The following is a 22,021-nucleotide window of genomic DNA, read 5'->3' as shown; positions in this document are numbered from 1 at the left end:
CCTCCCCCTCCCCCTCGCTTTCTTGCCCCTTCCTCCCCTACAAGAGAAGGAGAAGGCTGGCTGGTGAACCCTCCGGCCCCCCCCCCCCCCCCCCCGGGGGCGGGGCCCCCCCCCCCCCCCCCCGCCCCCCCCCCCCCCCCCCCCCCCCCCCCCCCCGCTGCCGCCCATGCACCGCGCACTCGCCGGCGTACTCTCCCGGCTCCCCGAACTCCCGCAGTCCGCAGGCGACTTCGCCACGCGGAGCTGGTGGGCCCCGCCGAGCGGCCCGTCGCCCGGCTCGGCGAGGCACCGGCTCCCGCCGCTCCGCCCGCCCGGGGAACCGGCGCCGAGTCCCACCCCGGCCTCCTGCGGCGGCCCCCCGCGTGCGGCGTCCAGCACCGGGCGGCCGTCCGCCGCGGACGTGGAGCGGGTGCTCGACGCCCTCACCGCGACGGGACCGCTGTGCGCGCCGCCGCCCCGGCCACCGTCGCCGCCCGCCCGTGCGGGACCCCGCGAGCACCCGGGCCGGATGCCGTCCCGTCCGGTCTCACCGGTAGCCGGTCACGTCCGCCGGCCTGCCCGCGTCCTGGACCTCGACCATGTAGCGCCAGGCGTCGGGGCGGCTGCCGTCGAGGTCCGTGAAGCCGTACTCCCGGGCCAGTGAGCCGCTGGAGAGGGACGCGCCGTTCCAGCGGGCCCGGTCGGGGTCGGCGGCCAGGGCGGCGACGGCCCGGCCGACGTAGCGCGGTGTCTCGGAGATCGCGAAGTGCGGGACGCGTCCGAGCGCGTCGCGCCAGTTGTCCTCGCGCACCCCGAACGTGTCGAGCATCATCTCCGAGCGCAGCCAGCCCGGGGTGAGCGCGACCGCGGTGGCCCCGCGCGGTCCGAGTTCGTGGCCCAGGGCGAAGGCCATGCGCAGGACGGACGCCTTGGCGAGGTCGTAGAAGAAGGACACGCGGTAGGTGTCGCGGTTGTACTCGGCGGTTCCGTCGGTCATCTCGACCACCAGGCCGCCGGGCCGGCGCAGGAGCAGGGGCAGGGCGTGGTGGCTGGTGATCGCGTGCGTCTCGACCGCGAGCCGCAGCAGCCGGAGCCCCTTGTCGAGGTCGTGCTCCCACACCGTGCTGTCCCACTCGAAGAGGGTCTCGCCGCCCCAGATGTCGTTGACGAGGACGTCCAGGCGGCCCTGCTCCGCGGCGACGCGGTCCACCAGGGTGCGGACCTGGGCCGGGTCGAGGTGGTCGGTGGGGACGGCGATGCCGTGGCCGCCGGCCTCGGTGACCAGGTCGGCGGTGTCCTCGACGGTCTCGGGGCGGTCGTACTCCGAGCGCCGGGCGCGGGTGGAGCGTCCGGTGACGTAGACGGTGGCGCCGGCCGCCCCCAGCTCCACGGCGATGCCCCGGCCGGCTCCCCGGGTGGCCCCGGCCACCAGGGCGACCCTGTCCTCGAACGATGGTGACATGTCCGGCCTCCCGGCCCTCGGCTGCGCTGTCCCTGAGAGGGTGACGGGCGAACCGGACATCTCCTGTCGTGTTTTCGCGTCGGCCCTCGCGCTTCCGCGGAGGATCACCCGGCCGGGCGACAAGCCCCGCTGCCGCCGGCGCCCCGGGCTCAGTGGCCGCGGGCGATCCACTCCTCCAGGTGCGGTGCCTCTGCGCCGATGGTGGTCGGCTCGCCGTGCCCGGTGAGCACCTTCGTCTCCGCCGGGAGCGTCAGCAGGCGCTCGCGGATCGACCCGACGATCGTCGGGAAGTGGGAGAAGGAGCGGCCGGTGGCGCCCGGGCCGCCCTGGAAGAGGGTGTCGCCGGTGAAGACGGTCCCGAGCCCCGGGTCGTACAGGCAGACCGCGCCGGGCGCGTGTCCGGGGGTGTGCAGGACCCGCAGGTCGGCGCCGGCGGCCTCGATGACCTGGCCGTCGAGCAGCCAGGCGTCGGGCTCGCGGTCCGGGTGGGTCTGCTTCCACAGCGGCAGGTCGTCCTGGTGCAGCCAGATGGTGGCCCCGGTGCGGTCGGCGAGGGCGGGGGCCGCGTCGACGTGGTCGTTGTGGGCGTGGGTGCACACGATGGCCGTCAGCCGGCGCTCCCCCACCGCCTCGGCGATGGCGTCGGCGTCGTGCGCGGCGTCGATCACCACCACCTCGTGGTCGTCGCCCACCAGCCAGACGTTGTTGTCGACGTCCCAGGTGCCGCCGTCGAGCGTGAACTGGCCGGAGGTGACGAGGCGTTCGATGCGTGCGGCCATCACAGCACCACCACCGAGCGCAGTACGTCACCGTGGTGCATCCGCTCGAACGCCTGCTCCACCTGGTCGAGTCGGATCGTCTCGGTGACGAACGCCCCGAGGTCCAGGCGCCCCTGGAGGTGCAGGTCGATCAGCATCGGGAAGTCCCGGCTGGGCAGACAGTCGCCGTACCAGGACGACTTCAGTGACCCGCCCCGTCCGAACACGTCGAGGAGCGGGAGCTCCAGCTTCATCTCCGGGGTGGGCACCCCGACCAGGACGACGGTGCCGGCCAGGTCACGGGCGTAGAACGCCTGCCGGTAGGTCTCGGGGCGGCCGACCGCCTCGATCACCACGTCGGCGCCGAAGCCGCCGGTCAGTTCCCGGATGGCCGCGACCGGGTCGCTCTCGCGCGAGTTGACGGTGTGGGTGGCGCCCATGGTGCGGGCGGTGGCGAGTTTACGGTCGTCGATGTCGACGGCGATGACCTTCGCGGCGCCGGCCAGGGCCGACCCGGCGATCGCGGCGTCGCCCACACCGCCGCAGCCGATGACCGCGACCGTGTCGCCCCGGCCCACGTTGCCGGTGTTGACGGCGGCCCCGATGCCCGCCATCACGCCGCAGCCCAGGAGCCCCGCCACCTGCGGTGCCACCGACGCGTCGACCTTGGTGCACTGGCCGGCGGCGACCAGGGTCTTCTCCGCGAACGCGCCGATCCCGAGGGCCGGGGACAGCTCGGTGCCGTCGGTCAGGGTCATCCGCTGCGAGGCGTTGTGGGTGTCGAAGCAGTACCACGGGCGTCCTCGCCGACAGGCCCGGCAACGCCCGCACACCGCACGCCAGTTGAGGATCACGAAGTCGCCCGGGGCCACGTCCGTGACGCCCTCGCCGACCGACTCCACGACGCCCGCCGCCTCGTGGCCGAGCAGGAAGGGGAACTCGTCGTTGATGCCGCCCTGCTTGTAGTGCAGATCGGTATGACAGACCCCGCAGGCCTGCACCTTCACCACGGCCTCACCGGGTCCCGGATCGGGCACGACGATCGTCTCGATCCGGACCGGCTCGTCCTTACCCGGTGCGATCACGCCGCGTACTTCCTGCGCCATCGTGCTGAACCCTTTCGTCGGCCGAAGTCCCTCGTGGCGACCCTACGCGTGACTGATCGGTAAGGGCACGGAACGCACCCGCGGCCGGCCTCCTCGTGTCACCCGGTCAGGACGCGGGCCGAGGGGTGGGGAAGAGCCGTACCGGCCCGTGTCCGGGCGAGTGCGGCGACGTAGCCTGGGGGCTCCGCCCGACCCGTGGTCCGAAGGAGCGTCGTGAGCATCGCAGAGACGGAGACCGGGCCGCCCCCCTGGCGGCTGCTCCTCGGCTACGTACGACCGCACCGCTGGGCCCTGCTCACCGGTGCCCTGCTCTCGCTCGTCACCGGGGCCACCGGACTGCTGCTGCCGCTGGTGGCACGGGAGTTGATCGACGACCTGTCACACGACCGCGCCATCACGGGCGCGTTGGTCCTCATGTCGGGCCTGGTGATCACCAACGCGGCGCTGGGCGGCGTCGGTTCGTACGTGCTGCGGCGCACCGCGGAGTCGGTGGTGCTCGGCGCGCGGCGCGCCCTGTCCTCGTACCTGCTGCGGCTGCGCGTCCCGGCCGTGGACCAGAGCGAGCCGGGCGACCTGATGGCGCGCATCACCTCCGACACCACCCTGCTGCGCGAGGTCACCACCGACTCGCTGGTCGGCCTCGGCACCGGCGGCCTCACGCTCGTGGCGACGGTGGTCATGATGGGGCTGGTCGACCCGGTGCTGCTCGGAGTCACGCTGGCGGTGATCCTGGGCGCGGGGACGGTGCTCGGCGTGATCGTGCCGCGCATCAACCGGGCGAGCCGGCGGGCGCAGGACGCGGTCGGGGTGATGGGCGCCTCGCTGGAGCGGATACTCGGCGCGCTGCGCACGGTGAAGGCGTCCGGGGCCGAGCACCGGGAGGAGCGCACCCTGCACGCGGCCGCCGAGGAGTCGTGGCGGCAGAGCGTGCGCGCCGCCAAGTGGTCGGCGGCGGCGGGCAACACGGCGGGACTGGCGATGCAGATCGCGTTCATCACGGTGCTCGCGGTGGGCGGGGCGCGGGTCGCGACCGGCGCGATCGAGGTGGGCACGCTGGTCGCGTTCCTGCTGTACGTCTTCTACCTGATGTCGCCGATCCAGCAGGTCGTCGGAGCGATCACGCAGTACCAGACGGGCTCGGCGGCCCTCTCCCGCATCCAGGAGGCGCTGCGTCTGCCCGCCGAACCGGCGGGCGAGCCCGCGCCGTTGCCCGCCCCCGGCGCGCTGCCCGCCGCCGTCGCCTTCACCGACGTCCGCTTCCGGTACGCCGAGGACCTGCCGTACGTCCACCACGGCGTGACGTTCGAGGTGCCGGCGCGGGGCATGACGGCCTTCGTCGGCCCGTCCGGCGCGGGCAAGACCACCGTCTTCTCCCTCATCGAGCGGTTCTACGAACCGGAGTCCGGGACGATCACCCTTGACGGGCGTGACGTCGTGGACTGGGACCTGCCGGCCCTGCGGGCGGCGATCGGGTACGTGGAGCAGGACGCGCCGGTCCTGTCGGGCTCGCTGCGGGACAACCTGCTGCTGGGCAACCCGGACGCGGACGAGGACGCCCTCGCCGAGGTGCTCAAGACGACCCGCCTCGACGGTCTGGTGGCCCGGCTGCCCGCCGGCCTCGGCACCCTCGTCGGGCACCGCGGCACCAAGCTGTCGGGGGGTGAGCGCCAGCGCGTGGCCATCGCCCGCGCCCTGCTGCGCCGCCCGCGGCTGCTGCTCCTCGACGAGGCCACCTCGCAGCTGGACGCGGTGAACGAGGCGGCGCTGCGCGACACCGTCGCCGACGTGGCGCGGACGACCACCGTCCTGGTCGTCGCCCACCGGCTGTCCACGGTGACCATGGCCGACCGGATCGTCGTGATGGACGCGGGGCGCGTCCGCGCGGTCGGCACCCATCGCGAACTGGTGGCCGCCGACCCGCTGTACGCGGAACTGGCGGCGACGCAGTTCCTGGCCACGGCCGGCTGAGGGGCCGCGGCGCTCACACGTGCGAGGGCCGCCCCGACTCGCTGGTCGGGGCGGCCCTCGGTACGCGTGACGGCACGCGGCTAGCCGACGGCGGGAAGGACCCCGGTGACCGGCGCGACCAGGTCCGTGAGCTGGTGCAGCGCGCTCAGGTCCCTGAGGCCGTCGACCTGGTTGAGCTGGGCGAGCTGCTGGGACACCCGGGGGACCGCGGCCCGGTGCTCGGCCGGGATGTCGCTCACGGCGAGCGAGTCGAGCGTGGCGATCGGGTTCAGCTGCCCGGCGGCGGGAGCCGGGACGGCGGCGTTCGCGAGCGGCGCGGCGAGAGCGGTGACACCGGCGGCGAGACCGACGGCTGCGACGATACGGCGAGTTGAGATCATGCACTGAGCAACGCGAGCGGGCCGCGCGTGGACACGGGCAGCGCCTGCCGCTCACCCGTCAGGCGGAGGGGACCGGCTGCGCTTGCCGACCCGTCCGGGGCGGAGGAGTCTCGGAGGAGGGGTCCTTCGCGGCCCGACTCCTCAGCGGGCCGCGGCCCCTCGAAGGAGGTCAACATGGGTACCGCGGCAGGCCCCGGGTTCGACAGCGAAGCCCTGCGCCGGGGCATCGAAGGACACACTGCGGCGACACTTCTGTCGCTCTACGCGGACGACGCGGAGATCCGTGTCGTGGACCGCAACACCCAGCCGAGCCGGCCCATGGTGCTGCACGGCCGTGCCGAGATCGGCAGGATGCTGGAGGACGTCTACGGACGCGACATGTCGCACAAGATGGAGCAGTGCGTCGTGCAGGGCGACAGTGCCGCCTTCAGCGAGTCCTGTCTGTACCCGGACGGGGTCCGTGTGCTGTCCGAGTCGATGATGTCCCTGCGCGACGGCAAGATCGTCCAGCAGACCATGATCCAGGCATGGGACGAGTAGGGAGGAGGCCGCCGAGTGCGGATCACGTCGGCTTCGGCTCGGCCGTCGAGCGGGCCTCGCTGATCACCCCGGTGCCGGGCGGCGGCGGCCCGATGACGGTCGCCGTCCTGGAGCAGACCGTCGAGGCCGCGGGCCGGCAACTCGGGGCGGCGGTCCGGCAGCTCGAGGCGGCGGTCCGGGGCTGACGGGACGGCCCCGGCGCCGCCGGGCTCAGCGCATCCAGGCGCTGTAGTCCATCACGTCGCCGGCTTCGAGGCCGTACCCGGGCTCGGCCTTCACGACGGTGGACTCCAGGCCGAGGACGGTGCCGGTGGCCGGGTCCATGATCAGCATGCGCCGGAAGCCGTCGCCCTGGTACACGTACGCCTGCCCGGGCCGTCCGAGCCGGTCGGTCACCTGACCGACGGGGCGCAGACCGCCGGTGTCCGCGAGGAGCCGGGCGAGCGTGGCGGACTCGTGGGCGCCGAGGGTCCAGTGGTCGAGCAGGAGACCGACGGCGTCGAGGACTTCGACGGTGGACGGCCGGGTGCGGAGGTGGGCGGCCTCGTACAGGTAGGCCCGCAGCCGCGTGACGTCGTGCGGCGGGGGTGCCTCGGGCGGTGCGTCGCTCCAGCTCGGCGGGTAGGTCTGCCGGCTGATGACGTGGCCGTCCTCGACCAGGTGCGGGACGTCGTCCGCGTCGCTGAGGACGGGGCGGCCCGGGTGGCGCGGGTCGGTGGCCACGACGAGTTCCGTGTGGCTCGCGTCGGCGTGCCAGCGCACGACACGCTCCTGGGGCAGGGTGATCGGGGGTTCGTTCTCGCTCATGCCGAGGCTCCAGGACTGCACGTGGGTGCCCCTGGTCAGGCGTGGCAGGCCGTCGGCTGCGGCCTCCTCGGCCCGCGCGGCCAGCACCTTCAGCGGTACGGGCGTGGAGTCGGCCCGGACGACCAGCGGGCGGGGCGCGGCGACGGCGGGCGGCGTGCCGGGCCCGCTCACGACCAGGGTCAGTGTGACGGTGGTGACGACCGCCGCGGCCACCAGTCCCCAGGCCAGCCGGGCGCGGTGACCGCGGGCCGGGCCGTGCGGGAGCCGGATCCGCAGGGTGTCCGGCCACCTCAGGCGGACCAGGGTGCGCTGCTGCAGCAGTTCGTCGAGGCGTTGTTCGGCGCGGTGGTCCAGCGGTCCGTCACCGTAGTGGGGGCCGTCGACCGGCGCCGGGTCGGCGCGGCGCAGGAGTTCGAGTTCGTCAGCCATGGTGGTGCTCCTTCGTGGCTGTCCCACTGGCGGTGACTGCGGGGCGCATCCGGTCTATCTCTGCTCTCAGTCGCCCCCGGGCCCGGTGCAGCCGCATCGACGCGGCCCGCTGTCCGCAGCCGAGGGCGACGGCGACCTCCTCGATACCGAGTTCCTCCCAGGCCGTCAGCCGCAGCACCTCCTGGTCGGCCGGGGAGAGCCGGGCGAGCGCCTCGTGCACCCAGCCGCCCGGGGTGTCGGCGTCGGGGCCCGCCGTGACGTGCCGGCCGTGCGCGGTGTCGTCGTTGCCCAGCCGGGCGACGAGCCGGCGCAGGCGTCCCTGGCCGCGCACGGTGTTGGACAGGCAGTTGCGGGCCACGCCGTACAGCCAGGGGAGGGGGTTCGGCGGCAGGTCGGCCCGGCGGCGCCAGGCGATCGTGAACACCTCCGCGACCACCTCCTCCACCTCGTTCGTGGCCCCGCCCAGCCGTCGCGCGACGTAGCGGCTGACCGCCCAGTAGTGCTCGCGATAGGCAGCGGCGAACGTCTCGTCGTTGCTCATGTCCGGCCTGTGTCCGGCACCCGCCCGATCGTCACAGCCGTCTCGCGTGATCCACCTCGCATCCGGAAAGTGTGACGTCCCGGCCGGGTGCGGACACAGGCGGGGCGTGAGAGACCTCAACGTCAACATCAAGAGCGTCAAGTGGCTGACGACCACCGACCACAAGACGATCGGCACGCTGTACCTGGTCACGTCGTTCGCGTTCTTCTGCATCGGTGGCGTGATGGCGCTGTTCATGCGCGCCGAGCTGGCCCGGCCGGGTCTGCAGATCATGTCGAACGAGCAGTTCAACCAGGCGTTCACGATGCACGGCACGATCATGCTGCTGATGTTCGCGACGCCGCTGTTCGCCGGCTTCGCCAACTGGATCATGCCGCTGCAGATCGGCGCGCCGGACGTGGCGTTCCCGCGGCTGAACATGTTCGCCTACTGGCTGTACCTGTTCGGCTCGACCATCGCGGTCGGCGGCTTCCTCACCCCGCAGGGCGCGGCCGACTTCGGCTGGTTCGCCTACTCCCCGCTGTCGGACGCGGTCCGCTCGCCGGGCATCGGCGCCGACCTGTGGATCATGGGTCTGGCCTTCTCCGGCTTCGGCACCATCCTCGGCGCGGTCAACTTCATCACCACGATCATCTGCATGCGCGCGCCCGGCATGACGATGTTCCGCATGCCGATCTTCGTCTGGAACGTGCTGCTGACCGCCGTCCTGGTCCTGCTCGCCTTCCCCGTGCTCGCCGCCGCGCTGTTCGCGCTGGAGGCGGATCGGAAGTTCGGCGCTCACGTCTTCGACGCGGCCAACGGCGGAGCGTTGCTGTGGCAACACCTCTTCTGGTTCTTCGGCCATCCGGAGGTGTACATCATCGCCCTGCCGTTCTTCGGCATCATCTCCGAAGTGATCCCGGTGTTCTCCCGCAAGCCGATGTTCGGCTACATGGGCCTGATCGCCGCGACCATCTCCATCGCCGGCCTGTCCGTGACCGTGTGGGCCCACCACATGTACGTCACCGGCGGTGTGCTGCTGCCGTTCTTCTCCTTCATGACGTTCCTCATCGCGGTCCCGACCGGCGTGAAGTTCTTCAACTGGATCGGCACCATGTGGAAGGGCAGTCTCTCCTTCGAGACGCCCATGCTGTGGGCGACGGGCTTCCTGCTCACCTTCGTCTTCGGCGGCCTCACCGGCGTCATGCTGGCGTCCCCGCCCCTGGACTTCGCGACCTCCGACTCGTACTTCGTGGTGGCGCACTTCCACTACGTCGTCTTCGGCACCGTCGTCTTCGCGATGTTCTCCGGCTTCCACTTCTGGTGGCCGAAGATGACCGGCAGGATGCTCGACGAGCGCCTCGGCAAGATCACCTTCTGGACGCTGTTCATCGGCTTCCACGGCACCTTCCTGGTCCAGCACTGGCTGGGCGTGAACGGCATGCAGCGCCGCATTCCCGACTATCTGGCGGTGGAGGGCCTGACCACGCTCAACACGGTGTCGACGATCTTCTCGTTCCTGCTCGGCCTGTCCTTCCTGCCGTTCTTCTACAACGTGTGGAAGACGGCCAGGTACGGCAAGCCGGTCGAGGTGGACGACCCGTGGGGCTACGGCCGTTCGCTGGAGTGGGCGACCTCCTGCCCGCCCCCGCGGCACAACTTCGTCCGGCTGCCGCAGATCCGCAGCGAGTCTCCGGCGTTCGACCTGAACCACCCGGAAACCGTCGGGCGGGAGAAGGAGTTGACGCGCGCGTGACCACCGTCGACAGCCGGGCGCTGCTCAACGAGATCGAGGGGCATCTGCTGATCGCCGCCGCCCGTGAGGAGGGCCGCAGGGCCGCGGCGGACTTCTGCGCCCCGCTCCCATGGCTGACGGAACATCAGCGGGCGGAGCTGGAGCGCCGGTTCGAGGCGGAGTACCTGGCCCTGGCCCGCACCTCCTGGCAGCGCACGGCGGACCGTGCCCGTGAGGTGCGGGCCGAGTACGAACGGACCTACCGTGGCCTGCGGCGCCGCCTGCTGGCCGGCTGGCTGCTGGCGTGCGCCGCGACCACGGGGTTCCTGGTACTGGTTCTCCTGGCGGTGAGGCCCTAGACCGGTTCTACGTCAGCGTCCACTTCTGGTTGTCGCCGGCGCCGCACGACCACAGGTCCAGCGGACTGCCGTTGGCGGTGGCGTTGTTGTGGACGTCCAGGCACAGACCGGCGTTGACGTTGGTGATCGTGCCGTCGCTGTTCACGTTCCACTGCTGGTTGCTCTGGCCGTTGCAGTCCCAGATGACGACCTTGGTGCCGTTGCTCGTACCGAGGTTGTAGGCGTCCAGGCACTTGTTGCCGTACAGCACGAGTTCCTTGCGGGAGGTGTACGTCCAGGACTGGTTCTGGCCGCCGTTGCAGTCCCACAGCTCGGCCTGGGTGCCGTTGCCGGTGGTGTTGTCGTAGAGGTCGAGGCAGCGGCCGGACTGCTTGCCGACGGCGAGGGTGCCGTTCGCGCCGGGCAGCGGTCTGACCGTGAGGGAGTCGAGCGCCGGACCGCCGGTGAAGGTGAGCTTGTTGGCGGAGCCCTTGGCCAGGGCGACGGCGACCGAGACCGTACCGGCGCTCGACCCGGTCGGCGGGAAGGACACCGTGGTGGTGTTCTGGCCGTTGACCTGGAGCGTCGCCGTACGGGCGGTGGAGCCGGTGTTGGTGTAGGACACGTCGACGGTCTTCAGGCCGGTGCTGCCCGCGACCACGCCGGTGAAGCTCGAACTGCCCGTGTACGTGCTGCTCGCCGCCTCGGTGCCGCCGGTCACCGTGAGCAGCACGGAGCCGCCGGCCGGGACGCTGGTGGTGTAGCCGGTGCCGTAACTGCCCACGGTCGTCCGGCTCCACAGGTCACGGACGGTCGCGGAGGCGTTGGTCAGGCCGAGGTCCGACCAGCGCACGGTGATGTTCCTGGCGGCGGAGGTGCGGTTGAGCAGCACGACCGCGCGCTTGCCGGTGCCCGACAGCACCTTGCCGTAGACCTGCGCCCCGGTGGTGTCCTCGGCGACTTTCACGCCCTGGAGACCGCGCGCGTCCTGGTCGACGGCGATGACCTCGGGGTTCTTCAGGACGGCCGCGGTCTCCGACGTGAGCGTCGTCAGGTCGTTGCCGGCCAGCAGCGGGGCGCCGGAGATCGCCCACAGGTTCATGTGCGTGCGGTTCTGGGCGGCGGTGAGGCCGTCCATGCCGACCATCAGCATGTCGGGGTCGTTGTAGTAGCCGGTGTGCTGGGCCGTGGGGTGCAGCGTCTGGTCGAAGTTGGACAGCAGGCTGCTCATCGACGGCTTGTTGCCGTAGTAGATGATGTCGGTGCTGGTCCGCCACATCGGGGCCTGGCCCGGCGCCCAGTTCCAGGGGTTGTGGTAGCCCCAGTTGCAGACCGAGAGCGTCAGCGGACGGCCGGTGGCCGCCGTGGCCCTGGCGACCGAGTCGCTGATGGCCTGGTACGTGCTCTTCGCGTCGAGTCCCTCGGCGTCGCCGCCGCACCAGTCGACCTTGACGAAGTCGAAGCCCCACGTGGAGAACTGCCGCATGTCCTGGTCGTAGTGGCCCTCACTGCCCGAGCCGGGCGCGGCGGGGCGGCCGGTGGGGTAGTAGTAGCCGCAGCCGTCCTTGCCGGCGTCGGTGTAGATGCCGGCCTTGAGGCCCTTGCTGTGGATGTAGTCGGCGATGGCGGCCATGCCGCCGGGCCACTCGGCGGTGTCGACGGTGATGTTCCCGGCGCTGTCGCGGGTGCCCTGCCACCAGCCCTCGTCGATGTTGATGTACTGGTACCCGGCCGCCGGCAGACCGGCCGCGACGAACGCGTCGACCTGCTTCTTGATGACGCTGTAGTCGATCTTGGCGGCGAAGCTGTTCCAGGAGGCCCAGCCCATGGGGGCGGTCGGCACCGGTACCTGGCGGGTCGTCGCCGCCTGGGCCGGGCCGGGGCCGGCGAAGAGCAGCGCCGCGGCCACGGCGAGGACGAGCACCAGGGCGCGTACGGCGGCGGCCCGGGAGCGCCGCGGAAGATCTCTGGCGGCCGGGCGCGGCGGGGCGGACATGCGGGGGGACATGCGGCTCCTTCATGTGGGAGGACCCACCATGAGTTCGGTATTTCGGACACGGATCGGTTAACCGAACGTGTCGCGGGGCGAACGTAGAACCGCGGAAGGGCAAAGTCAACGGCTGCGACAAGGGTGCACACTGTCGCGAACTCGCCACGCGCGGGGGGCCGTTGCCGCACGGTCGGCGCCGCCGCACGGCCCACGGCGGGTCCCGGGAGGGGTCACGGCCGACGGCCGTCGCCGAGACACGCCCCCACCCCGACGTCGCACGGCCCACCACGGCGGGTCCCGGCGTCATAGCCGACGGCCGTCGCCGAGGCACACCCCCCGCCCGACGTCGTACAGCCCACCGCGGCGGGTCCCGGGGTCACGGCCGACGGCCGTCGCCGGGGCGCGCCCGCGCCCCGACGGGCGGAGCCGGTCAGTCTCCGGCCGGCTGCCATCCCGGTGGCCGCAGGATCGCCAGCAGCTGCCGGACCAGTTCGTCGACGACCTCGTCGAGGGTCGCGTCCACCCAGCCGGCGTTCCAGTCGTGCAGCAGGCCGTTGACGCTGCCGATGAAGGCCGTGGCGGCCAGCCGGTAGTCGCGGGGCGCCGCCTCACCCCGTTCGACGGCCGCCGCGGCCTCGGCGCACACCAGGTTCACCCAGCGGGCGCGGCGGGCCAGCCGCTGCTCCTCCAGCCGGGGGCTGACGCCGATGATCTCGACGAACGTGATCCGGACCCGGCGCGGGTCGGAGGTTACGTTCGCGGCGTACGCCCGGAAGATCGCCGCCGCGCGCTCGGCCAGCGGCACCGGCCCGATACCGCTCACCGACGCCAGGACGGCCTGCTCGGCCCACCCGTTCACCTGGAGGTGCAGGGCGGCCAGGACGTCCTCCAGGGTGCGGAACTCCTCGTAGAACTGGCGGGTGGACAGACCCGCGGCCTCACTGAGGGCGGCGACGGTGGTGGAGCGGTAGCCGGGGACGTCCCCGAACAGCTGGAGCGCGGCGTCCAGGAAGCGCCTGCGCCGCTCCGCCTGGCGCTCCTCGGCGGACTTGCCGCCGTAGCGGCCGGTCGCCGCCCTGAGCCTGCCCGTCACCCGCGCCTCCCTCTCTCGTCACCGATGGTTCCACGGATCGGTCCGACAGCCGATTTTGTCCTGTCCGCAGTCTTGTGGAGAAGGCCCCCCCTTCCTTACTTTGCAGTAAGTTCACTCTGAATGCGCTCGTGTTCAGATTCGGCACCGTCTTGGCGTGTTCCACTCATGACGCCCCACTCCAGAGGAGAGAGCACTCATGCCTGCTATCAGAACCAGGCACCTTTGCTCCGTAGCCGCCGCCCTCGTCCTGACCCTCACCGCTCCCGCGACCGCCGCGACGGCCGCGACCCCCGCCGCCCTGCGCGAGGTGCTGTTCGTCGGGAACAACTGGGACGGCACGGCCGACGTCATCAAGTCGTCCGGTGACTTCGCGAAGGTCGGCCGTGTCAACGTCATCCCCGACAAGGACGCGCGGATGGCGGCGATCAACGCCGACCCGATCAAGTGGATCTACTTCATGGCGATCCGCAACGGCGTCGGGGAGGGCCACGACCAGTTCGCCGACGACATGTACTCCACGCCGGACGGCAGGTCGGTGGTCGTCTCCCGGCCGAGCTTCGCCGACGTCGTCTCCATCGACCTGGCCACCGGGAACATCAACTGGCGCTTCGCCGTGTCGGGTTACCGCTCGGACCACATGGCCGTCTCCCCCGACGGCACCCGGGTGGCGGTGTCGGCCTCGACCGCCAACACCGTGCACGTCCTCGACATCAACAGCGGCAAGCAGCTGGGCTCGTTCGCCACCGGGGACAAGCCGCACGAGAACATCTTCACCAAGGACGGCAAGTACATCTGGAACATGGCCATCGGTGACGTCAACACCGACCTGGACGACCCGGGCTGGGACTGGACGAAGGGCGACCGGCACATCACGGTCGTGGACGCCACCACGTTCAAGCAGGTCAAGGTCATCGACATGCGCTCCCGCCTGGACGCGATCGGCCTCAAGGACTTCTCCGACGCGGTACGGCCCGCGGTGTTCTCACCGGACGAGTCGAAGCTCTACTTCCAGGTGTCGTTCTTCAACGGCTTCCTGGAGTACGACGTCGCCGGCGACAGGATCACCCGGGTGAAGACGCTGCCGAAGAACCCCGCGACCAGCGAGGACCGTACGACCTGGGTCAACGACTCGCGTCACCACGGCCTTTCGATGAGCCCCGACGGCAGCAAGCTGTGCGTCGCCGGCACGATGGACGACTACGCGACGGTCGTCGACCGGGCCACCCTCCAGGAGGGTCCCCTCAACACCGTCTCCAAGCCGTACTGGGCCACCGTCAGCGGGGACGGCAAGGACTGCGTGGTGTCCGAGAGCGGCGCCGACCAGGTCACGGCGATCGACTTCGCCACCGGCAGGAAGACGGTGTCGGTGCCGGTCGGCGACCACCCGCAGCGGGTACGGCTGGGTCATGTGCTGGCCAACTGGGCGGGCCCGTCGGCGGGTTGACGATCCCGTGCGCCCTGCGCCTGCTCCTCCACCGGCACCGGTCCGCGACAGCGGCCGGTGCCGGCGGGGGTGGCGGGCCGCGGTGTCAGAACTTGGAGGCCGCCCACGCCGCCAGTTCGGACCGGGCCGCGCTCAGCACGCCCGCGGACGGCGCCGTCGCCCCGTTGGTCACCAGCGCGTAGTGCAGGACCCCGGAGTCCTGGTCGGTGAGCAGCAGGCGGCGGCTGCCCGTGCCGCCGGGTTCGCGGGCCGCCGCGACCGGTGTCGAACTCGCGTATGCCGGCGGGCTGTAGGCCGTGCCCAGGTCGGAGACCACCGTCGTGGACGCCGTCGGGAAAGTCGCCGGCAGGTGCAGTTCGGTGGGCGCGGAGCCGGCCCCGGAACGCCACACCAGGAGCCCGTACTGTCCGGAGCCGACGAGGTTCGCCACGTTCGGCAGTGAACCGGGGACCGGGTTCCAGGTCAGGGTCGTGGAGCCGTCGCGGGAGCGGTCCTCGTAGGTGAAGGCGACGGTCGAGCCGGAGGTGGCGCTCGGGTAGACGCGGTCGAGGAGCCTGGTGTCCTGACGCAGGACCGCGTTGCCGGAGTCGTCGAGGCGGACGGCCGACAGGTCCTCGTCGTTCCAGGCGTCCCCGGAGGTCAGCACCTTGCCGGCGTTGTCGTTCATCAGCTCGTGGTGACGTCCGTTGTAGAGGTCCCACTGCCACTGGGTGCCGGACAGGACCGGGCCGGAGGTGGCCGGCGACGACCACCAACTCGCGCCCTTCACACGGGAGTCGAGGGACTGGTACATCGCCTTGAGGACCGTCGGGGCCTTGTCGGCGACGGTGCCCGCCAGCGGGTGGCCGAACTCGCTGACCACGGCCGCCGTCCCGGCCGCCGCGGCCCGGTCGCGGATCGCGCCGAAGTCGGTGACGTACTGCCCGTCGGACGCCTTGCCCCACATCAGGATGCCCGAGATGGCCTTCTGGTCGTAGAAGTGGGTGTTGAGGACGTACCGGGAACCGAGCGTGCCCGCGTCGAGGAGACCGCCCTCCTGCTTCTGCGCGTCGATGTTGGCGTTCCAGAAGAGGTTCGGCTCGACCAGAGCGGGCTTGTCCTGCCAGCCGGCCGCGTCCATCCGGGCCCGGAACCTCACGTAGAAGGGCCACAGCAGGTCGCGTTCCCAGACGCGGCTGGTCTGGCTCGAGTCGTAGGTGCCGGCGAACGGCTCGTTGTACGGGTCGAAGCCGACGACGCCGGCGAACTCCTCGGCGCTCAGGTGCTCCCTGACGTAGGTCATGGTCTGCTGGGCGGTCGCCAGGAAGGCGTCCTGGAGACCGTGGGCGTTGTGCCAGAAGTCGTGCTGGGCCCCCGTGACCGCGCCGTTCTGGGTGATGTTCTGCCCCCAGAAGAGGCAGATGCCACAGGACTCGTCAGGATAACCACCCAGGTCCACAGCCCACTTGGGGGCGCCGTCGCCCGTGTACCAGCTGTCGTCGTCGAACAGCCAGCGGGAGTAGAGGTCCTGGTGGAAGTCGGGGTAGACACGGATGCCCGCGTCGAGGAACGCGCGCATCTGGTCGGTCGCGGCCGCCAGGTAGGCGGTGTCGACCTGGCCCCGGGCCGGTTCGGCGTAGGCCCAGGAGAGCAGGAACCGCACGGAGTTGCCGCCGCCGAGGGCGCGCAGTGCCGTCGCCGACTTCCTGGCGTCGGCGACGGACGCGAAGGGCAGACCCTTGTTCTCCGCCAGCTTGGTCTCACCGGAGACGTTGTAACCGCGCAGGACGACCTCGCGGCCGTTGCCGTCCACGAAGCGGCCGTTCGACACGGTGAGCGCCGTGCCGTCGAAGGGGAGGGAGTCGGGGAGGGTGGCGGCCGTGGCGGTCGGAGAGCCCGCCACCGTCAGGAAACCGCAGAGTCCGCAGAGGACAACCAGAACAACGAGCAGACGTGCCCGGATATTCGGCATGTCCACTACAGTCGGGCGATTTCACGACACCGTCAATACTTCTGACTCACAGGTAAGTTCAGTACCTCGCAGCTCAGTTGCCCGTCCTGCCGGTCACGTTCAGCAGGTACTCCTTCCGGTCGAGCGGATTGTGGTCGGTGCGCGGACGCTCGGGGACGGCCCCCCGGACGACGGGCGCGTAGTGGTCGAAGGCGCTCTCCCACTCGCCCTCGCCACGGGTCAGCCCCGGCAGCCGCTGTTCGAGACCGTGCACCAGGGCGGCCGGAACCGTTCCCTCCAGCAGGCCCAGACCGTCCCGCGTGCCGGCCGTGCGGGGCACCGCCCGCGAGGCCGCGAGCACCGGCAGCAGGGCGCCCAGCGTGTCCGCCGGGGCCTCGACACGGAACCGGTGCATCGGCTCGTACACCCGGGTGCCCGCCCGCCGCAGCGCCTCGGCCAGCACCAGCGGGGTCAGACCGCGGAAGTCGGCACCCGTGCTGGACATGCTCTTGTCGAAGCCCTGGTGGGCGTGGCTCTGCCGGGGTGAGTAGCCGCAGTGGGTCATGGTGACCGTGCAGTCGGTCACCTGCCAGCCGTGCAGGCCCTGGCCGAGGGTCTCGCGCACGGTGTCCTCGACGGCCTTGAAGAAGGCGTACGGCATGGCGCCGAGCTCCACCTCCAGCCGGAAGGTCACCCCCGCGCCGGGCGGCGCCGGCTCCACCCGCAGTCCGACCGTCGCCAGGAACGGGTTCGGGTGCTGCTTGTTGACCTCGACCGCGGCGCCCGTCCCGGCCGGCCGCTCGACGCACAGGGGCGTGGTCCCGCGGAAGGAGACCTCCAGGCCGAACTCCTCCGCGAGGGTCGCCTGGACGACCTCCTTCTGCACCTCGCCGTAGAGGGACACCGAGATCTCCCGGCGCACCTCGTCGTGCCGCAGTCCGATCAGCGGGTCCTGCTCGGCCAGCCGGGTGAGCGCGAGATGCAGGGCCCGCCGGTCCGTCCCGGGGCCCGCGACGACGACCGTCTCCAGGGTCGGCGGCGCGAAGAGACGCGCCTCCCGCCGGCGGGGCCCGCCGAGCGCGTCACCGATCCGGGCGCCGGAAAGACCCCACAGCCTGGCGATCCGGCCGGCTTCCACCGCCTCGGCGCGGACGTCGTCCCCGTGCTCGAAGACGGAGATCCCGGTGATCCTGCCCTCCGGCCTGCCGGGAGCGGCCTCGCCTTCCCGCCGTGCACCGCCCCGCGCGTCCCCGGACTCCTCGCCGAAGGGGACGCGGTCGCGGACACGCAGCGTGCCGGAGAAGATCCGCGCGTACGCCACCTTCTCCCCCGCGGGACCCCGCTCGACCTTGAACACGGTTCCCGAGAGCGGCCCGCCGGGGTCGCCGTCGGCGGCCGGGAGCAGCGTCCTGATGCCCGTGACCAGGTCGTCCACGCCCGCGCCGGTGGCGGCGGAACCGAAGTACACGGGGTGCACCAGGGCCTCGGCGGTCTGTACGGCGAGGGCCGCGCCGATCCGCTCAGGGGTGAGGGTTCCCTCGACATAGGCGGTCAGCAGCTCGTCGTCGCGGTAGGCGAGGACGTCGAGCGCGGCCGGGCCGGGTCCCGGGACGAAGCGGGCGGCGGGGGTGCCCAGTCCCTCGGTCGTCCCCATCGGCACGACCGCGGCGGACAGCCGGCCGGTGATCGCCCGCAGGACGCCGTCGTACCGCGCCCCGCGCCGGTCGATCTTGTTGACGAAGACGAGCGTGGGAATGGCCAACCGCCGCAGGGTCCGCATCAGGACACGGGTCTGCGCCTGTACGCCCTCGACGGCGGAGACGACCAGGACGGCGCCGTCGAGCACGCCGAGCACGCGCTCCACCTCCGCGATGAAGTCGGGGTGTCCCGGGGTGTCGATGAGGTTGACCGTCATGCCGTAGACGGCGAAGGAGACGACGGCCGACTTGATGGTGATGCCGCGCCGGCGTTCCAGCGCGAGGGTGTCGGTGCGGGTGGTGCCGTCGTCGACACGGCCGATCTCGTCGGTCACGCCGACCGTGTGCAGCAGGCGTTCGGTCAGGCTGGTCTTCCCCGCGTCGACGTGCGCGAGGATGCCGAGGTTGAGCAGGTGCACGAAGCGTCATGTCCTCTGAAGAGTGGGGGTGTTCCTTCCGGGCGGGACATGGACGGTGTGCGCATGACTGCTCCTGGTTCTTGACGGGTCTTCGCGGGTCTTCGCGGTGGGGGATCACGGCCAGTGCAGCAGCCGCCGGGGCGCGGCCGCAACGGATTAACGCCCGGGCGCGACCGTCCCGCGTGCGCCTCCGGCACGCGGCCGTGGCGGGCGCGTGGCGCTCCGGAGCGGACGCGACGCGGTCGCGAGACCTGCACGGACCTGCACGGACCTGCACGGACCTGCCCGCCCGGCCCCGGGGACGCGCCGCGGGCACCCTGGGGAGAGGTGCCCGCGGCGGAGGCGTCCGCCAGTCCCGGCCGGCCGGCCGCCGTGGACCGGCCGCCCGGCTGTGGACCGGCCGTACCAAGGTCTGCGGGGCACCGACACCGACGGGCGCACCCCGATCGCGTGAGCGTCGGGGCGGCGGCTGCGGCAGCACCGGCACAGGCGGCAGCGGCTGCGGCACCGGCCGACCGCGGGAAGGTCCGCGGTCCGCGTCACCGCGCCGACGAGCACCCGCACGGCCGCCCCGCGCTCACCGGGAGCCGGCGCCGCCCTGTGACCCTCACGCGCCCACCGCGCCCGCCGCGCCCACCGCCGCCCACCGCGCCCGCGCCCGCCACCCGCGCTCGCAGGCGCCCGCACGCCTCCTCCGTGCCTACTCGCGCCGGCAGCCGGTGCGAGCACGGGCTCGTCGCGCTCATCACCGGCGCCGGCCGCCCCACGCCCGCCCCTCTCGCGCTCAACGCGCCGGCAGCCGGTGCAGCTCGACGTCCGTCAGGCCGCCCTCCGCCACGGTCGCCGTCAGGTAGGTGCAGTGGGGCTGGCGGCGGCGGTCGGTCGGGGAGCCGGGGTTGAGCAGCCGCAGGCCGGTGGCGGTGGTGGTGTCCCAGGGGATGTGACTGTGCCCGAAGACCAGGACGTCCAGGTCGGGGAAGCGGGCGGCGCATCGCGCCTCCCGGCCCTGGGCGGCGCCCGTCTCGTGCACGACGCCGAAGCGCAGGCCGCCGAGCTCCGCGTACGCCACCTCGGGGAGCCGGGCCCGCAGCTCCCGGCCGTCGTTGTTGCCGTACACGGCGACGAGCCTGCGGCTGCGGCTCTCCAGCAGATCGAGGGTGGCGGTGTCGACCCAGTCCCCGGCGTGGAACACGACGTCGGCGAGCGCGAGCTCGTCGAGCACCTGCCGCGGCAGCACCTTGGCGCGTTTGGGAAGGTGGGTGTCGGAGACCAGGAGGAGGCGCACGCCACCAGCGTAAGAGCGACCTCTTACCCTGGTCGGCACAACCTTCGTGTCACGGTGGCCGTCTCCGTCAGTGGGTGCGCAAGGGACAACCCGCCCGATGGGGATAATATCTGGCCACCCACAGCAGTCGTACGCCCACGGCAAGCAACCCACGGAAGCCCGGAGCCACATGCCGGTCAAGGTCAGCGTCATCGTTCCCGTCTACAACCCGGGGACATACATCGAGGACTGCATCTCCTCGCTGCTGAGGCAGTCACTGCCTCCCGAAGAGTACGAAGTGATCTTCGTGGACGACGGCTCAACCGACGGCTCACCCGCCCGGCTGGACGCCCTCGCCGCGGAGAACTCCCGGGTGACGGTCGTCCACCAGGAGCCCTCGGGCTGGTCGGGCAAGCCCCGCAACGTCGGCATCGCCGCCGCCGTGGGTGAGTACGTCATGTTCGTCGACAACGACGACTACCTCGGCGACGAGGCCCTGGAACGGATGTACGACTACGCGATCGCCAACGGCGCCGACGTGGTCGTGGGCAAGATGGCCGGCCGGGGCCGCCCGGTGCCCGTGGAACTGTTCCGCCACAACCATCCGCGCGCCACCGTCGAGAACGCCCCGCTCATCGACAGCCTCACCCCGCACAAGATGTTCCGCCGGGAGTTCCTCGACAAGATCGAGCTGCGCTTCCCCGAGGGCAGGCGGCGGCTGGAGGACCACGTCTTCGTGACGGAGGCGTATCTGCGCGCCGACGGCGTCTCGGTGCTCAGCGACTACGTCTGCTACTACCACGTCAAGCGGGACGACGCCGGCAACGCCGGCTTCCAGCGCTTCGACCCGGTCGGCTACTTCAAGAACCTCCGCGAGGCCCTGGACGTCGTCGAGCGCTACACCGACCCGGGTCCGCTGCGCGACCGGCTCTTCCGGCGCTGGCTGCGCAACGAGATGGTGGAGCGCATGCGCGGCCGGCGCCTGCTCGCCCTGCCCGACGACGGCTACCGCAGGCAGCTGTTCGAGGAGATCCGCGGGGTCGTCGTGGAGCGCTTCGGGCCCGGCGTCGCGGCCGGCCTGCCGCCGGCCCAGCGGGTCGTGGCCGGCCTGATCGCCGCCGACCGCTTCGACGACCTGGTCACCTTCGCCGGCTGGGAGGCCGGCATCGCCCCCACCGCGGCCCCGCTGGACGTGCGGTGGCAGGGCGACGCCCTGCGGATCGGCCTCACCGCCGAGTACGCCTCCGGCGGCAAGCCGATGACCTTCCCGGCCGACGGCGGCGCCGGCCGGTCGGCGAGCGCGCCCGAGGACGCCGCCGCGGCGACCGCCTGGGTGGAGGCCGACAGCGCGGCCGCGTTCGACAAGGCCACCGTCGACCTGCTGGTGCGGGAACGCTCCAGCGCGGCGCAGTACTTCCAGCCCGTGGAGTTCACCCGGGAGACCGTCGCGGCCGGCGAGGACGAGGACGGCCGCGTCCGGCTCGTGCTGCACGCGACCGCCACCGTCGACCCCGCCACCGCGGCCGGCGGCGCCCCTCTGGGCGGCGGCCTGTGGGACGTCTTCATCCGCGTCAAACTGGGCGGCTGGACCAAGGAGTGCCGGCTCGGACCGGTCCCGGAAGCGGGGCGGACGGCCGCGGCGCCCGGTGTCGTCGGCGGCCGGGTGGTCCTGCCGTACTGGACGAAACCGGCCGGCAACCTCGCCCTGGACGTCGACCGGGCGACCAAGCGGCTCGGCCTGACCCAGCTCGCCGCCGACGCCGTCACGGTGTCCGGCGGCCTGCTGCGCGCCCCCCTGCCGCTGTACGTCCCCGGTGACACCGAGGTGCTGCTGCGCCTCACCGCGGACTCGGTCATCGACGTGCCCGCCACCCTGTGCCCCGGCCCGGACGGTTCCGGGGCGGTCCTGGAGGCCGACCTGCCCGCCGCCGCCGACGTGCGGGGCTCCGCCTGGCGCGTCCAGCTCGGACCGGCCCCCGGCGCCGACGAGCCGCGCTTCCTGGCGCTGCCGCTGGTCCTGCGGGTGCGGGCCGGCCGGATCCTGGCGCGGCGGGCCGCCCCGGCGGGGCTCGTACGGCGGCTGGCGCGCAGGGCGCGACGCGCCCTCGGCGCGCTGCTGGGCAGGCAGACATCCGGATTCACCGCACGGAAGGCATGACGGA

Annotated in this window: 17 protein-coding genes and 1 pseudogene; 7 read left to right on the top strand and 11 right to left on the bottom strand. The window is 72.2% G+C overall.

Translation table 11 applies throughout. The annotated features are described in order from the left end of the window. Positions 1 to 526 precede the first annotated feature (526 nt). The 3 genes from AC07AZ_RS16810 to AC07AZ_RS16800 all read right to left on the bottom strand — a co-directional run bounded on the left by AC07AZ_RS16810 (position 527) and on the right by AC07AZ_RS16800 (position 3,305). The gene (locus AC07AZ_RS16810) at positions 527 to 1,441 is read right to left on the bottom strand and encodes an SDR family oxidoreductase (RefSeq protein WP_478848261.1); all 915 of its coding nucleotides are present in this window, start codon (positions 1,439 to 1,441) and stop codon (positions 527 to 529) included. A gap of 149 nt (positions 1,442 to 1,590) precedes the next feature. Next, positions 1,591 to 2,220 carry an MBL fold metallo-hydrolase gene (locus AC07AZ_RS16805; RefSeq protein ID WP_478848259.1) on the bottom strand — a complete coding sequence of 210 codons (630 nt, stop codon included), beginning with the start codon at positions 2,218 to 2,220 and terminating at the stop codon, positions 1,591 to 1,593. Next, positions 2,220 to 3,305 carry an S-(hydroxymethyl)mycothiol dehydrogenase gene (locus AC07AZ_RS16800; protein WP_478848257.1) on the bottom strand — a complete coding sequence of 362 codons (1,086 nt, stop codon included), beginning with the start codon at positions 3,303 to 3,305 and terminating at the stop codon, positions 2,220 to 2,222. Before AC07AZ_RS16800 ends, AC07AZ_RS16805 begins: the two co-directional genes overlap by 1 nt. 213 nt (positions 3,306 to 3,518) lie before the next feature. Between AC07AZ_RS16800 and AC07AZ_RS16795 the strand changes: the two genes are divergently transcribed. Next, positions 3,519 to 5,273, top strand: coding sequence for an ABC transporter ATP-binding protein (locus AC07AZ_RS16795; RefSeq protein WP_478848255.1), 1,755 nt, complete (start codon positions 3,519 to 3,521; stop codon positions 5,271 to 5,273). A gap of 80 nt (positions 5,274 to 5,353) precedes the next feature. Here the strand turns inward: AC07AZ_RS16795 and AC07AZ_RS16790 are convergent, their stop codons facing one another. Next, a complete protein-coding gene (locus AC07AZ_RS16790; protein ID WP_478848253.1) occupies positions 5,354 to 5,653 on the bottom strand; it encodes a hypothetical protein in 300 nt (99 codons plus the stop codon). A gap of 174 nt (positions 5,654 to 5,827) precedes the next feature. Here AC07AZ_RS16790 and AC07AZ_RS16785 point away from each other — a divergent pair, with 174 nt between their 5' ends. Then, entirely contained in the window at positions 5,828 to 6,193 is a 366-nt protein-coding gene (locus AC07AZ_RS16785; RefSeq protein WP_478848251.1) for a nuclear transport factor 2 family protein, read from the top strand. Between the two features lie 32 nt (positions 6,194 to 6,225). Further along, positions 6,226 to 6,378 (top strand): annotated as a pseudogene (locus AC07AZ_RS16780) (hypothetical protein); the annotation flags it as partial. A 25-nt stretch (positions 6,379 to 6,403) separates the two neighbouring features. Here AC07AZ_RS16780 and AC07AZ_RS16775 read toward each other — a convergent pair. Next, complete coding sequence (locus AC07AZ_RS16775) at positions 6,404 to 7,429, bottom strand: CU044_5270 family protein (protein ID WP_478848249.1); 1,026 nt, start codon at positions 7,427 to 7,429, stop codon at positions 6,404 to 6,406. Beyond that, positions 7,422 to 7,970 carry an RNA polymerase sigma factor gene (locus AC07AZ_RS16770; protein ID WP_478848247.1) on the bottom strand — a complete coding sequence of 183 codons (549 nt, stop codon included), beginning with the start codon at positions 7,968 to 7,970 and terminating at the stop codon, positions 7,422 to 7,424. The genes AC07AZ_RS16775 and AC07AZ_RS16770 overlap by 8 nt, the downstream gene beginning before the upstream one ends. Before the next feature lie 106 nt (positions 7,971 to 8,076). Here AC07AZ_RS16770 and ctaD point away from each other — a divergent pair, with 106 nt between their 5' ends. Then, on the top strand, positions 8,077 to 9,705 hold the full coding sequence (gene ctaD / locus AC07AZ_RS16765) for an aa3-type cytochrome oxidase subunit I (RefSeq protein ID WP_478848245.1): 1,629 nt from the start codon (positions 8,077 to 8,079) through the stop codon (positions 9,703 to 9,705). Further along, a complete protein-coding gene (locus AC07AZ_RS16760) occupies positions 9,702 to 10,043 on the top strand; it encodes a hypothetical protein (protein ID WP_478848243.1) in 342 nt (113 codons plus the stop codon). The genes ctaD and AC07AZ_RS16760 overlap by 4 nt, the downstream gene beginning before the upstream one ends. Before the next feature lie 7 nt (positions 10,044 to 10,050). Here AC07AZ_RS16760 and AC07AZ_RS16755 read toward each other — a convergent pair whose 3' ends face one another. Both AC07AZ_RS16755 and AC07AZ_RS16750 read right to left on the bottom strand, forming a co-directional pair. Then, positions 10,051 to 12,018: a ricin-type beta-trefoil lectin domain protein gene (locus AC07AZ_RS16755; RefSeq protein ID WP_478848286.1), complete on the bottom strand. Its 1,968-nt coding sequence runs from the start codon at positions 12,016 to 12,018 to the stop codon at positions 10,051 to 10,053. 424 nt (positions 12,019 to 12,442) lie between these two features. Beyond that, the gene (locus AC07AZ_RS16750; RefSeq protein ID WP_478848241.1) at positions 12,443 to 13,105 is read right to left on the bottom strand and encodes a TetR/AcrR family transcriptional regulator; all 663 of its coding nucleotides are present in this window, start codon (positions 13,103 to 13,105) and stop codon (positions 12,443 to 12,445) included. A 196-nt stretch (positions 13,106 to 13,301) separates the two neighbouring features. Here AC07AZ_RS16750 and AC07AZ_RS16745 point away from each other — a divergent pair, with 196 nt between their 5' ends. Then, positions 13,302 to 14,549 (top strand): YncE family protein, encoded by a 1,248-nt coding sequence (locus tag AC07AZ_RS16745; protein ID WP_478848239.1) that lies wholly within the window; start codon positions 13,302 to 13,304, stop codon positions 14,547 to 14,549. 85 nt (positions 14,550 to 14,634) lie between these two features. Here AC07AZ_RS16745 and AC07AZ_RS16740 read toward each other — a convergent pair whose 3' ends face one another. From AC07AZ_RS16740 to AC07AZ_RS16730, 3 genes are all read right to left on the bottom strand, one after another. Then, the gene (locus AC07AZ_RS16740) at positions 14,635 to 16,500 is read right to left on the bottom strand and encodes a cellulase family glycosylhydrolase (protein ID WP_478848237.1); all 1,866 of its coding nucleotides are present in this window, start codon (positions 16,498 to 16,500) and stop codon (positions 14,635 to 14,637) included. A gap of 73 nt (positions 16,501 to 16,573) precedes the next feature. Continuing rightward, positions 16,574 to 18,595, bottom strand: coding sequence for a GTP-binding protein (locus AC07AZ_RS16735; RefSeq protein ID WP_478848235.1), 2,022 nt, complete (start codon positions 18,593 to 18,595; stop codon positions 16,574 to 16,576). Positions 18,596 to 19,379: 784 nt separating this feature from the next. After that, positions 19,380 to 19,880, bottom strand: a complete 501-nt coding sequence (locus AC07AZ_RS16730; RefSeq protein WP_478848233.1) for a metallophosphoesterase family protein — start codon at positions 19,878 to 19,880, stop codon at positions 19,380 to 19,382. 169 nt (positions 19,881 to 20,049) lie between these two features. Here AC07AZ_RS16730 and AC07AZ_RS16725 point away from each other — a divergent pair, with 169 nt between their 5' ends. Further along, positions 20,050 to 22,017 carry a glycosyltransferase family 2 protein gene (locus AC07AZ_RS16725; RefSeq protein ID WP_478848284.1) on the top strand — a complete coding sequence of 656 codons (1,968 nt, stop codon included), beginning with the start codon at positions 20,050 to 20,052 and terminating at the stop codon, positions 22,015 to 22,017. The last annotated feature ends 4 nt before the right edge of the window (positions 22,018 to 22,021 follow it).

This window comes from Streptomyces sp. NPDC043878 (assembly GCF_056435735.1).
Note: the sequence above shows the minus strand (reverse complement) of the source record. Positions and strands in the feature narration are given on the sequence as shown.